This window comes from Lentzea roselyniae (assembly GCF_039537795.1).
GTDB lineage: Bacteria > Actinomycetota > Actinomycetes > Mycobacteriales > Pseudonocardiaceae > Lentzea > Lentzea atacamensis.
The window spans coordinates 208,799-221,407 of record NZ_BAABBE010000013.1 but is presented as its reverse complement, the minus strand read 5'-3'; the positions used below and the strand labels follow the sequence as shown (position 1 = coordinate 221,407).

9 protein-coding genes and 1 pseudogene are annotated in these 12,609 nt (G+C 68.8%); 1 reads left to right on the top strand and 9 read right to left on the bottom strand.

Annotation, left to right across the window (positions count from 1 at the left end; translation table 11 throughout):
- Nucleotides 1–41: 41 nt before the first annotated feature.
- The 3 genes from ABFX45_RS24445 to ABFX45_RS24435 all read right to left on the bottom strand — a co-directional run bounded on the left by ABFX45_RS24445 (nucleotide 42) and on the right by ABFX45_RS24435 (nucleotide 3,641).
- The gene (locus ABFX45_RS24445) at nucleotides 42–1,211 is read right to left on the bottom strand and encodes a S8 family peptidase (RefSeq protein ID WP_109637392.1); all 1,170 of its coding nucleotides are present in this window, start codon (nucleotides 1,209–1,211) and stop codon (nucleotides 42–44) included.
- 115 nt (nucleotides 1,212–1,326) lie between these two features.
- Nucleotides 1,327–2,400: a S8 family peptidase gene (locus tag ABFX45_RS24440; RefSeq protein ID WP_346132124.1), complete on the bottom strand. Its 1,074-nt coding sequence runs from the start codon at nucleotides 2,398–2,400 to the stop codon at nucleotides 1,327–1,329.
- 77 nt (nucleotides 2,401–2,477) lie between these two features.
- Nucleotides 2,478–3,641, bottom strand: a complete 1,164-nt coding sequence (locus ABFX45_RS24435; RefSeq protein WP_346132122.1) for a S8 family peptidase — start codon at nucleotides 3,639–3,641, stop codon at nucleotides 2,478–2,480.
- 179 nt (nucleotides 3,642–3,820) lie between these two features.
- Between ABFX45_RS24435 and ABFX45_RS24430 the strand changes: the two genes are divergently transcribed.
- A complete protein-coding gene (locus ABFX45_RS24430) occupies nucleotides 3,821–4,726 on the top strand; it encodes a helix-turn-helix domain-containing protein (RefSeq protein ID WP_346132120.1) in 906 nt (301 codons plus the stop codon).
- Here ABFX45_RS24430 and ABFX45_RS24425 read toward each other — a convergent pair.
- The 6 genes and pseudogenes from ABFX45_RS24425 to ABFX45_RS24400 all read right to left on the bottom strand — a co-directional run bounded on the left by ABFX45_RS24425 (nucleotide 4,666) and on the right by ABFX45_RS24400 (nucleotide 12,605).
- Nucleotides 4,666–5,472 carry an alpha/beta fold hydrolase gene (locus ABFX45_RS24425; RefSeq protein WP_346132118.1) on the bottom strand — a complete coding sequence of 269 codons (807 nt, stop codon included), beginning with the start codon at nucleotides 5,470–5,472 and terminating at the stop codon, nucleotides 4,666–4,668. The genes ABFX45_RS24430 and ABFX45_RS24425 overlap by 61 nt on opposite strands.
- Before the next feature lie 13 nt (nucleotides 5,473–5,485).
- The gene (locus tag ABFX45_RS24420; RefSeq protein ID WP_346132116.1) at nucleotides 5,486–6,625 is read right to left on the bottom strand and encodes an acyl-CoA dehydrogenase family protein; all 1,140 of its coding nucleotides are present in this window, start codon (nucleotides 6,623–6,625) and stop codon (nucleotides 5,486–5,488) included.
- Complete coding sequence (locus ABFX45_RS24415) at nucleotides 6,622–8,469, bottom strand: ATP-binding protein (protein WP_346132114.1); 1,848 nt, start codon at nucleotides 8,467–8,469, stop codon at nucleotides 6,622–6,624. The genes ABFX45_RS24420 and ABFX45_RS24415 overlap by 4 nt, the downstream gene beginning before the upstream one ends.
- Before the next feature lie 5 nt (nucleotides 8,470–8,474).
- Entirely contained in the window at nucleotides 8,475–10,025 is a 1,551-nt protein-coding gene (locus ABFX45_RS24410) for an acyl-CoA carboxylase subunit beta (protein WP_346132112.1), read from the bottom strand.
- Nucleotides 10,025–11,137: an acyl-CoA dehydrogenase family protein gene (locus ABFX45_RS24405; protein ID WP_109637375.1), complete on the bottom strand. Its 1,113-nt coding sequence runs from the start codon at nucleotides 11,135–11,137 to the stop codon at nucleotides 10,025–10,027. The genes ABFX45_RS24410 and ABFX45_RS24405 overlap by 1 nt, the downstream gene beginning before the upstream one ends.
- Nucleotides 11,134–12,605 (bottom strand): annotated as a pseudogene (locus ABFX45_RS24400) (acyclic terpene utilization AtuA family protein). Before ABFX45_RS24400 ends, ABFX45_RS24405 begins: the two are co-directional and overlap by 4 nt.
- Between the last annotated feature and the right edge of the window lie 4 nt (nucleotides 12,606–12,609).

The window sequence follows — 12,609 nt, the reverse complement described above, 5'->3', positions numbered from 1 at the left end:
AGGCCGCGGCGACAGCCGCGGCCTTTTCAGACGGTGCTAGCTCACGCGGAGGGCGCGAGGTACAGCAGGCGGTTCGGCGAACCGGAACCGGGGTTCGTCACCTTCGACGGCGTCGACTGCGCGATCAGGTAAGAGGCGACCTGAGCCGGCGTGGCCGACGGGTTGCTCTGCAGGTACCGCGCGGCCGCACCGGCGACGTGCGGGGTGGCCATCGAGGTGCCCGAGATGGTGTTGGTCGCGCTGTCACCGGTGTGCCAGGCCGACGTGATGCTGCTGCCCGGCGCGAAGATGTCCAGGATCGAGCCGTAGTTCGAGTAGGACGCGCGGGCGTCGGTGCGCTCGGTGGCGCCGACGGTGATCGCCTCACCGACACGTGCCGGGGAGAAACCGGACGCGTTGGCGTTGGAGTTGCCCGCCGCGACCGCGAACGTCACGCCCGCCGCGATGGCGCGGCGCACGGCGTCGTCGATCGAGGAGTTGGCGCCGCCGCCCAGTGACAAGTTCGCCACGGCCGGCTTCCGGTGGTTGCGCGCCACCCAGTCGATGCCCGCCACGACACCGGCGAGCGTGCCGGAGCCGGAGTTGTTCAGCACGCGGACGCCGACGATGCGCGCGTTCTTCGCGACACCGTACTGCGAACCCGCGATGGTGCCGGCGACGTGCGTGCCGTGGCCGTTGCCGTCCTGGGCGACGTTGTCGTTGTCGACCGCGTCGTAGCCGTTGACCGCACGGCCGCCGAACGTGGAGTGGCTGATGCGCACGCCGGTGTCCACGACGTACACGTTCACCCCGGAGCCGGTGGTCGTGTAGCTGTAGGAGCTGTTCAGCGGCAGGTTGCGCTGGTCAACGCGGTCGAGCCCCCACGACGGCGGGTTCGTCTGCGTCGCCTGGGTGTGGATCACCTGGTCCTGCTCGACGTACTCGACCGACGGGTCGGCAGCGAGACGCTTGGCCTGCTTCTCGGTCAGCTTCACGTTGAAACCGCCGAAGCTGGCGTAGCTCCGCTCCACGCTCGCGCCGAAGCGGGAAGCCAGGGAGTGGGCGGAGGTCTTGCTGTCCTTCAGCTTCACGATGAAGCTGCCGGCGATCTTCTCAGGGGCGCCCAGAGAGCGGATCTCACCCTCGGCGGCGGACGCTCCCGGCGTCATCAGGACCGACGCGGCGAGGGTCGCCGCACCGGCACCGGCCAGGAACCGGATCTTTCGCGTCATGCTGCATTCCGTTCTTTGCAGGGGAACGAACACTTTCGACGCTAAGTTGCGACCCGGTTCCTGCCAAGGGTGTACTAAAGATTGAGACGCGGTTGTATTGCCGAACAATTCACTTTCACAGTGAAGGCGGCCAGTAAAGGATACGAGTGACGGGTGGTGTGCCAGGAGTGCCCGTGGTAACCAATGCGCGCTCCACCTGTGCGGGAGTGGCCGCGCGGTTGAACTCCAGATAGCGGGCGGCGACACCGGCCGCGTGCGGGGCGGCCATCGAGGTGCCGGAGATGGTGTTCGTCGCGATGTCGCTCGTGTGCCAGGCGGACGGAATGCTGACGCCCGGCGCGAAGATGTCGACCAGCGGGCCGTAGTTCGACGACGACGCCTTGGTGTCGGTCGTCGTCAGCGCACCCACGCAGATAGCCTCGGAAACCCGTTGGGGCGACGAGTTCACGGGGCTGGTGTTGCTGCCGCCCGCGGCCACCGTGTACGAGACGCCGGACGCGATCGAACGGCGGACCGCGTCGTCCAGCGCCGCGGAAGCACTGCCGCCCAGTGACATGTTCGCCACGGCGGGCTTGACGGCGTTGCGCGTCACCCAGTCGACACCCGCGATCACGCCGGAGATCGTGCCGCTGCCGGACCCGTTCAGCACCCGCACGCCCCACACGGTCGCCTGCTTGGCCACGCCGTGCTTCGTGCCGGCGGCGATGCCGGCGACGTGCGTGCCGTGGCCGTTGTCGTCCTGCGCGATCGCGTCGTTGTCCACCGTGTCCCAGCCGTTGCGGGCACGGCCGCCGAAGTCGGTGTGCGACACCCGGATGCCGGTGTCGAGCACGTAGATGTTCACGCCGCGGCCGGTGCTCGTGTAGGAGTACCTCTGGTCCAGCGGCAACGCTCGCTGGTCGATCCGGTCGAGGCCCCACGGCGGGTTGAGCTGTGTGCCGTTCGCGTGCACGATCCCGTCACGCTCCACATGGGACACGTCCGGGTCGGCCTTCAGCGCACGCAGCTGCTGCGAGGTCAGCCGTGCGCTGAAACCGTTGAAAACACTGGTGTACCGGTGCTCGACCGCGCCGCTGAACGACGACAGGGCTCCGTCACGCAGCACGACGATGTACGGGGATGTGGCCGCGGACGCCGGGGCGACCACGACCGCTGCCGCCAGGGCGGCGACTGTCAGCAGGGCTCTCACGTGCGGACTTCCTTTCGGTGCAGGGGAAAACGGCCCCGGCTCGCAATGAGCCGGGGCCGCACATCTCACAGTGCCGTTCAGCTGGTCGGCGGCCAGTGCAGGAGCCTGGTCGTCGTGCCGGCACCGGGGTTGGTCACCTTGCCGTTGGTGGCGTTGGAGGTGATCGCGGCCGACACCTGCGCGGGCGTCACGTTGAAGTTGCCCTGCAGGTAGCGCGCCACCACGCCGGCGACGTGCGGCGTCGCCATCGAGGTGCCGGAGATGGTGTTCGTGGCGGTGTCACTGGTGTGCCACGCGGACGTGATGTCCCGGCCGGGAGCGAAGACGTCCACGACCGCGCCGAAGTTGGAGAACGACGAGCGCGCGTCGTTGCGGTCGGTCGACCCCACCGTGATCGCCGACGCGACCCTGGCCGGGGAGAAGCCGGACGCGTTGGCGTTGGAGTTGCCCGCCGCCACCGCGAACGTGACACCGCGCGTGATCGCGCCCGCCACGGCGTTGTCGAGCGAGGAGTTCGCGCTGCCACCGAGCGACATGTTGGCCACCGCGGGCTTGACGTGGTTGGACGCCACCCAGTTGATGCCCGCGACGACACCGGCGAGCGTGCCGGAGCCCTGGTTGTTCAGCACACGCACGGCGACGATGGTCGCCGCCTTCGCCACGCCGTACTGCGTGCCCGCGATCGTGCCCGCGACGTGCGTGCCGTGGCCGTTGCCGTCCTGCGCGACGTTGTCGTTGTCGACGAAGTCGCGGCCGTTCTTGGCGCGGCCGCCGAACGTCTGGTGGCTGATCCGGACACCGGTGTCGAGGACGTAGGCGTTCACGCCGGAACCGGTGCTGTTGTAGGTGTAGCGCTGGTCGAGCGGCAGGTTGCGCTGGTCGATCCGGTCGAGACCCCACGACGGCGGGTTGACCTGGGTGGCGGAGATGCTGAGAACCTGGTCGCGTTCCACGTAGTCCACCGACGGGTCGGCGGCCAGTCTGCGGGCCTGGGCGTCGCTCATCTTGACCGAGAAGCCCTTGAACACGGTGTCGTACACGTGGCCGATCTGACCGCCGAACCGTGCACCGAGAGTCGCGGCACTCGCGGTGACCCGGTCGTCCTTGAGCTTCACCACGAAGCTGCCGGCGATGTTGCCCGCGCCCTCGAACGTGCGGATCTCACCGGCCGCGGCGGTGGCGGGTGCCGCGAACGCGGCGATCATGACCGCCGAGCCGAGCAGGGTTGCTGTCTTGCGCATTGCGTAGTCCTGTTCGTCGCAGGGGTGATCAGGAACCCAATCGAGACTATTGGCGGCGTAATAGGCTCGAGATCTGAACTTTCCGGGTTTCGAACCGGCGCAAAACCGCCGATCGGCTGTACCGCGTTCCCTTTGCTGCCGATAGCCTTCCGAGCTTGACCCCGGGAAACGGAGGGGTGATGCTGACGATTTACCCACCGCGCGAGGAGCTCGCCGACCTGTTGGTGACGGGTCCGTTCGCGGACGCGTTGCGGGTGGCGATCCAGGTGCGGGGTCTCAGCCTGGAACGGCTGCAACACCGCCTGAAGGTCCGCGGCACGCCGATCAGCGTGACGGCGCTGAGCTACTGGCAGTCGGGTCGGCGCAGACCCGAGCGGCCGGAGTCGCTGATGGCGCTCGCCCAGCTGGAGGACGTGCTCGGGCTGCCGGAGGCAGCACTGTCGCGCCTGCTCGGCCCGCCCCGGCCGCGCGGCCGTTCACGCAGGCGGGAGCTGTCGGCGAGGACCGCGTGGGACGGCTCAGGACTCGTCCTGACCGCCCAGCACGACCGCGTGGACGTCGCACCCTGCGGAGGGGTGCGCGCGGTCAGGTCACGTCAGGTCCTGCGGGCGACGGCGGCCGGAGTGGACCGCTGGATCCTCTGCCAGGAAACGGGTTCGTCGCAGCCGGCGCTGACCGCGGTCCGCGCGTGCCGCGTCGGCAGGGTCGCCCGCGAACGGACCAACGGCGTGCTCGTCGCGGAGCTGTTGTTCGACGAACCGATCTCTCCCGGCGAGACGGCGGCGATCGAGTACGAATTGATCTATCCACATCCGACGGTGGAGCACACGCATTTCCGCCGGTTCGCCGAACGGGTGCACGACTACGTGCTGGAGATCAAATTCCCCGCCGAGTCCCCACCGGCCTCCTGCGAGCAATTCGCGTCCGGTCCGGCCGGGACGGAAATGTACGGCGGCGCACGCCCGGCCCCGGTGGACTCCTGGGGTTACGCGCACGCCGCCGCACTCGACTTCGGTCCCGGCCTCTACGGGATGCGCTGGACCGTGGCGGCGAACGCCTCCGGGTCGTCCACCCACGGGAAGTGACCGGCGCCGGGCTGCACGACGAGCCGCGCGCGTGGGAACAGGTCCGCGTACTCCTGCGCGCGCTTGGGCGGTAGCGACACGTCCAGGGCGCCCGCGAGCAGAAGCGTTGGCACGTCGAGGTTATTGAGGTCCGAGCGGACCTGCGCGGGGTCGAACGCACCCTCGCCGTAGTACTCCTTGGCGGCTTCGTCGTTGCGCGGGTGGTCGTCGAGCTGCTGCGCCTGGGCGTCCCAGCGGCCGTGCATGAACGGGGTGATCCCCTTGAACGCCTCCGGTGTGAAGTTGCCGGCCCAGATCTGCTGGAACGCCGCGTACGCCTGCTCGAACCACGGTTCGGCGTGGCGCTGCTCGGCGATCTCCTTGCGGTCGTCGTCGGTGACGTCGATGCCGACGACGCGCGGTGTCGGCGTGATCAGCACGAGCTCCTTCAAGTGCTGTGGGAATCGCGTCGCGTAGAGGATCGCGAGGGACGTGCCCGCAGAGTGGCCGAGCAGCCGGATCCGGTCGAGGCCGAGGTGGCGGCGCAGCGCTTCCACATCGCCGATCTGGTGGTCGACGCGGTAGCGGGCTGCTTCCTCGGAGTCGCCCGTGCCGCGCAGGTCGAGCCGGAGCACGTCGTCGAGCGGCAGGCCCGCCAGATAGGACGACGCCTGCATCGGCCCGCCCGGCAGGCAGATCAGCGGATCTGGGCCGGACGGGCCGTGGTAAGCGAGTTTGGTGCCGTCATACGTGCTGAATGTCCCCATGCCGCGCAGTGTGTCAGTACGACCTGGGCAACTTCAGGCTGTTTTGCGCGACGAAGTTGAGGACCATCTCCCGCGAAACGGGCGCGATCCGGGAGAGCCGCGACATGCCGAGCATCGACGCCAGGCCGAACTCGGAGGTGAGCCCGTTGCCGCCGTGGGTCTGGATCGCCTGGTCGACGGCGGCCGCGATGGCCTCGCCGGCCGCGTACTTGGCCATGTTGGCGGCCTCACCGGCGTCCTTGTCACGGCCCGCGTCGTACAGCGCTGCTGCCTTCTGCGTCATCAGCCTGGCCAGCTCGATCTCGATGTGGATCTTCGCCAGCGGGTGCGCGAGGCCCTGGTGCGAACCGATCGGGTTGTCCCAGACCGTGCGCTGCTGGGCATAGGTGACGGCTTTGCTGATGGCCAGGCGGGCGGAACCGGTGGCCATGCTCGCGCCCATGATCCGTTCGGGGTTGAGGCCCGCGAAAACCTGCAGCAGGCCCTGGTCCGGTGAGCCCACGACTGCGTCGTCCGGCAGCCTGACATCGTCGAAGAACAGCGTGAACTGCTTCTCCGGCGCGACCAGGTCCATCTCGATCTGGTGCCAGGTGAAACCCTCGGCGTTCGTGGGAACGACGACGAGCACCGGCCCCGTCTTCTGGATGGCGACCACGAGGACGGCGTCGACCTCGTCGATGCCGGAGATGAACGTCTTGGTGCCCTTGAGGATCCAGTCGTCGCCGTCGCGCCGGACGTGCGTCCTCAGCTGGTGCGCGTTGGATCCCGCGTCCGGCTCGGTGATCGCGAACGCCATCTTCAGCGTGCCGTCCGCGAAACCGGGCAGCCACTTGGACTTCTGCTCGCTCGTGCCGAACCGCGCGATCACCGTGGCGCAGATCGCGGGCGACACCACCATGAGCAGCAACGGACATCCCGCCGCGGCCAGCTCTTCACACACCGCCGCGAGGTCACCGATGCCGCCGCCACCACCGCCGTACTCCTCCGGCACTGCGACACCGAGGTAGCCGAGCTTGCCCGCTTCCTCCCACAGCTCGGTGGTCTTCTCCCCCGAGCGGGCCTTGGCGACGAAGTACTCGGTGCCGTACTTGGCGCCCAGCTCGGACACGGCCTTGCGCAGCGCGATCCGCTCTTCGGACTCGACGAAGCTCATTGTTCGTCTCCCCTCTTTTCGGCTACTACGGCCAGGACGTCGCCGGCGTTGACCTGCTGGGCCTTCTCGACGAGGAGTTCGGTGACGGTGCCCGCGCTGGTCGCGAGCACGCGGTGTTCCATCTTCATGGCTTCCAGGACCAGGAGCTCGGCACCGGCCTCGACCTGGTCACCCTGCTGGACGCCGACCCGGACGACCGTGCCGGGCATCGGGGCGACGGTCGCGCCCGGTGCGAGCCCGGTCTCCGGTTCGGGGAAGCGCGGCACGATCCTGAGGCTGACGGAGCCGCGCGGTGAGTCGACCTCGACGAGATCGCCGTACCGGGCGACGTGGAACGGCGTGCGCACCCCGTCCAAATCCAGAGCGACCACGTCGGGGGTGGCCTGCTTCGGGTCGTACTCGACCTCGATCTCGGTTTCCCCGACCAGGAACTTCGCCTTCGGCCGCTGCGCGCGGACGTTGCGCCAGCCGAGCGGCAGGTGCCCGACCCTGCGGGTGGCGGCGGTGGCCAGTGCCGCAGCGAGCGCAAACGGTTGCGGGTCAACGGTCCGGGTGAACTCGTGCTCGGTCAGGAACCCGGTGTGCGTGTCGCCGTCGAGGAAGGCGTCGTGCCTGAGGATGTCCACGAGCAGGCGGCGGTTCGTGACCAGGCCGTGGATCCGGGCACTCTCCAGCGCGGTCGCGAGCTTGCGGATGGCGGCCGCGCGCGTCGGTGCGTGCGCGATCACCTTGGCCAGCATGGGGTCGTAGTGGACCGAGATCTCCGACCCGTCCTCGACACCGCTGTCGAGCCTGATGTCCCCCGGCACGTGGAACCGGTGCAGGGTGCCGCTCGCCGGGCGCCAGTCGTGGTCGGGGTCCTCGGCGTAGAGGCGGACCTCGATGGCGTGCCCGTTCGGTTCCGGCGTTTGCGTTGGCAGCTTTGCGCCTTCGGCGATCCGCAGCTGCCAGTCGACGAGGTCCACGCCGTGGACCAGTTCGGTGACCGGATGCTCGACCTGCAGGCGAGTGTTGACCTCCAGGAAGTGGAAGTCCTCGCCCTTCAGCATGAACTCCACGGTGCCCGCGCCGACGTACCCGATCGACTCGGCCGCGGCCGTCGCCGCCGCGAACAAGCGCTTGCGGATGTCGTCGGTGACCGCCGGGCTGGGCGACTCCTCGACGATCTTCTGGTGCCGGCGCTGGATCGAGCACTCGCGTTCGCCGAGCGCCCACACCGTGCCGTGCGTGTCCGCGAGGATCTGCACCTCGACGTGCCGTGCGTGCTCCAGCAACGGCTCGCAGAACACCGTCGGGTCGCCGAACGCCGACTCGGCCTCACGTCGCGCGCTCGCGAGAGCGTCCGCGAACTCGGCTTTCTCGCGAACGATCCGCATGCCGCGACCGCCGCCGCCCGCCGATGCCTTGATCAGCACCGGGAACTCGGTGACCGTCTCCGGGTCGAGCTCGGGCAGCGTGGGCACACCGGCGGCCGCCATGCGCTTCTTCGCGGCGACCTTGGAGCCCATGGCCTCGATGGCGTCCGGTTCCGGGCCGACCCAGGTCAGGCCCGCCTCCTGGACCTTCCTGGCGAAGTCGGCGTTCTCGCTGAGAAAGCCGTAGCCGGGGTGGACGGCGTCCGCTCCCGCCCTGAGCGCCGCCTCGACGATCAGGTCGGCGCGGAGGTAGGTGTCGGTCGGGGACGCGCCGGGCAGGTTGACGGCGAAGTCGGCCTCCCGGACGTGCGGTGCGTCGGCGTCCGGGTCGGAGAAGACCGCGACCGTGCGGATTCCGCCTGCCTGGCAGGTGCGGATGATCCGGCGGGCGATCTCGCCGCGGTTGGCGATCAGGAGAGTCTTGATCACTGGTCTCACATCCGGAAGACGCCGAAGCCGTCGGCGCCCTTGATCGGTCCGCTGTGGACAGCGGAGAGGCAGATCGCGAGCACGGTCCTGGTGTCGCGCGGGTCGATCACGCCGTCGTCGTAGAGCTTTCCGGACAGGAACGGCGCCAGCGACTGCTCCTCGATCTGCGCCTCGACCATCTTGCGCATGGCCGCGTCGTGTTCCTCGTTGTACTCCTGCCCCTTCGCCGCGGCGGCCTGCCGTCCGACGATCGACAGCACACCGGCGAGCTGCGCGGGCCCCATCACGGCCGACTTGGCGTTGGGCCAGGTGAACAGGAACCGCGGGTCGTACGCCCTGCCGCACATGCCGTAGTTGCCCGCGCCGTAGCTCGCGCCCATCGTGATCGTCAGGTGCGGGACCTTGCTGTTGGACACCGCGTTGATCATCATCGAGCCGTGCTTGACGATGCCGCCCTGCTCGTACTGGGCGCCGACCATGTAGCCGGTGGTGTTCTGCAGGAAGACGAGCGGTGTGTCGCTCTGGTTGGCGAGCTGGATGAACTGCGTGGCCTTCTGCGACTCCTCGCTGAACAGGACGCCACGCGCGTTGGCGAGGATGCCGACCGGGTAGCCGTGGATCCTGGCCCAGCCGGTGACGAGGCTGTTGCCGTACAACGGTTTGAACTCGTCGAACTTCGACCCGTCGACGAGCCGCGCGATGACGTCCCTGGGGTCGAACGGCACCCGCTGGTCCTCTGACACGATGTCGAGGATGCTTTCGGCGTCGTGGAGCGGCTCTTCGACCGCGTACGGCTCCGGCCCCTGCTTGCGCCAGTTGAGCCGCGCGACGACCCTGCGGGCCAGCCGGATCGCGTCGGTCTCGTCCTCCGCGACGAAGTCCGCGAGGCCGGACGTGGTGCCGTGCATCGTCGCGCCGCCCAGGCTCTCGTCGTCGGCGTCCTCACCGGTCGCCATCTTGACGAGCGGCGGGCCGCCGAGGAACACCTTCGACCGGTCCTTGACCATGATCACGTAGTCCGACATGCCCGGTACGTACGCGCCGCCGGCCGTGGCGTTGCCGAACACCGCCGTGATCGTCGGGATGCCGGCCGCGCTCAGCCTGGTGAGGTCACGGAACGCCCGTCCGCCGGGGATGAAGATCTCGCTCTGCGTCGGCAGATCCGCTCCGCCCGACTCGACGAGGCTGACCAGCGGCAACCGGTTCTGCAGCGCGATGTCGTTGGCCCTGAGGCTTTTGCGGAGCGTGTACGGGTTGCTGGCGCCACCGCGGACCGTCGGGTCGTTCGCGACGATCACGCACTCGACACCTTCGATCCGCCCGATACCGGTGACCACGCTGGCGCCCACAGGGAAGTCCGTACCCCAGGCGGCGAGCGGCGACAGCTCCAGGAACGGGCTGTCCTCGTCGACGAGCAATTCGACCCGTTCACGGGCGAGGAGCTTGCCTCGCCCGTGGTGCCGCTCGACGTACTTGGGCCCACCGCCCGCGAGTGCTTTGGCGTGCTCGGCGTCCAGCTCCGCGATCTTCGCGAGCAACGCCTCCCTGTTGCCCATCAGGCGAACCCCAATCGTCGTGCCGCGAGCTCGGTCATCACTTCACTCGCACCGCCCCCGATACCGAGGATGCGGGCGTCCCGGTAATGACGCTCCACTTCGGACTCCCGCATGTACCCCATGCCGCCGTGCAGCTGCACCGCCGTGTCCACCACTTCACCGCAGGCCTCGACGGCCGCGTTCTTGGCGAAGCAGACCTCGGTGACGCAGTCCTCGCCGCGGTTGACGCGTGCCGCGACCTCCCTGACGTAGGTCCGGGTCAGGTCGATCTTCTGCGCCATCCCGGCGAGCTTGTGGCTCACCACCTGGTTCTTGATGAGCGGCTTGCCGAACGTCTCGCGGTTGCGGACCCAGTCCACCGTGAGGTCCAGCGCCCGTTGCGCCGTCGCGTACGCCTCGACGGCCATGGTCACGCGCTCGACCTGGAACTGCCGCATGATCTGCGCGAATCCCTGGTTCTCCTCGCCCACCAGGTTCTTCACGGGCACTCTGACGTCGTCGAAGTGCAGTTCCGCGGTGTCGCTGCAGTGCCAGCCCATCTTGTCGAGCTTGCGGCGCGTGAAGCCGTCCTCGATCACCAGCAGCGAGATGCCCTTGTACCCCGGCTCCCCGGTCCGCACGGCGGTGGTGACGAAATCGGCCCGGCACCCCGAGGTGATGAACGTCTTCTCGCCGTTGACGACGTAGACGTCGCCTTCTCGCACGGCTTTCGTCCGGATGCTCGCGACGTCGGATCCCGCACCGGGCTCGGTGACCGCGAGGCTGCCGATCTTCTCGCCCCTGATGGCGGGCTTCGCGAACCTTTCTCTGAGGTCCTCGTTGCCGCTCTGCCAGATGTGCGGGATCGCGATGCCGAGCGTGAACAGCGCCGCCATCACCCCGGACGAGCCTCCGTTCTGGATGATCTCCTCGGTGAGCACCACGCTGTCGATCAGGTCGCCGTGCTCGAACCCGATGCCCAGCAGGTCGAGCTCGGCCGCCTTCTTGTGCAGCTCGCGCGGGATCTCGCCGTCCCGTTCCCACTGGCCGAGGTGCGGCGCGATCTCCCTGCGCGTGAAGTCGCGGACGAGCTGCCGCAGTTCCTTCCGCTCGTACAGGTCCTTCGTGATCACAGGAGCTCCTCCGGGATCTCGGCTTCCCTGCTGCGCAACCACTCGCCCAGCGCCTTCGCCTGCGGGTCGAACCGCGTGCTGCTGGCCACGCCCTCGCCGAGCAGCCCGTGCAGCACGAAGTTGAGCGCCTTCAGGTTGGGCAGCTCGTACCGGCTGACCTCGTTCGCCTCCGGCAGCAGCTCCTTGAGCTTCTCGGTGGTGAGAAACCCCTTGAGCCACTCGTAGGCCTCCGGCGTGCGCGTCCAGATCCCGAGGTTCGCGTCCCCGCCCTTGTCGCCGCTGCGCGCCCCGGCGATCACTCCCAGCGGCCTCTTCACAGCAACACCGCCTTGGCGCTGACCTCGTCACGCTTCACGTACGCCGCCTTGTACACCCCGAACGGCACCCCGTCACCAGGTGGCGCCGTGACGTGGAACCCGGGATAGCTGGCGAGCGCCAGCTCGATCGCCGCCCGGCTGAACCCCTTGGCCCGCTTGGGATCAGCGGTCTTGATCGTGGCGTGCAGCAACGCGCTGGCCCGCTCCTCGGTGTCCGCGTCCGCGTGGTCGGTCCGCGCCAGCGTCCACGTCAGCCCGTCGTCACCGATGGCGTCGCGCAGCTGCCGCTTGACGAGCTCGGCCTTGGCCTCGACGTCGAGTCCGGTGAGGACGAACGTCGTGGAGTTCCTGAACCCGCCCAACGTGTTCAGGCACACCTTGAGCGTGTCCGGCGGCGGACTGCCTCTGGTTCCGCTGATCCTGACACCGCGTTCTTCCTGGGCGAGCTCGATGGTGTCGAAGTGCGTGGTGACGTCCGGCCCCAGATACTCCGGCGCCCCGATCTCGTACAACAACTGAGCTGTGACGGTGTCGGTGGTCACCGCACCACCCGTCCCGTCGTGCTTCGTGATGAGGCACGACCCGTCCTCGTCGATCTCCGCGATCGGAAACCCGGGCCGGGTCGCGTCGATCTCGGTGAAGAACGAGAAGTTCCCACCGGTGGCCTGCGTCCCGCACTCCAGCACGTGCCCCGCGACCGTGGCCCCGGCCAGCCGATCCCAGTCGTCCCGCGCCCACCCGAAGTGCGCCGCGGCGGGCCCGACCACCAGGCTCGCGTCCGTGACCCGCCCGGTGACCACGACCTGCGCCCCCTGGTTCAGGCACTCCGCGATCTCCCAGGCCCCCAGATAGGCGTTGGCGGTCAGGGCGTCCGGGAACCGCGCCCTGAGATCGTCGCCGGTGACGTACCCGACCTTGGCGTCCAGCTTTCGCGCCAGCCCCTCGGGGTTGAGCCCGCCCGCGTTCGTCACGATCTTGACGCCCTTGCCGAGCGCCAGCCCGAGACAGTCCTCCATCTGCCGCAGGAACGTCTTCGCGTAGCCGAGCGACGAGTCCTTCATCCGGTCCCGGCCAAGGATCAGCATGGTCAGCTCGGCGAGGTAGTCCCCGGTCAGCACGTCGAGCTCGCCGCCTTCGAGCTGCTCGCGCATGGCG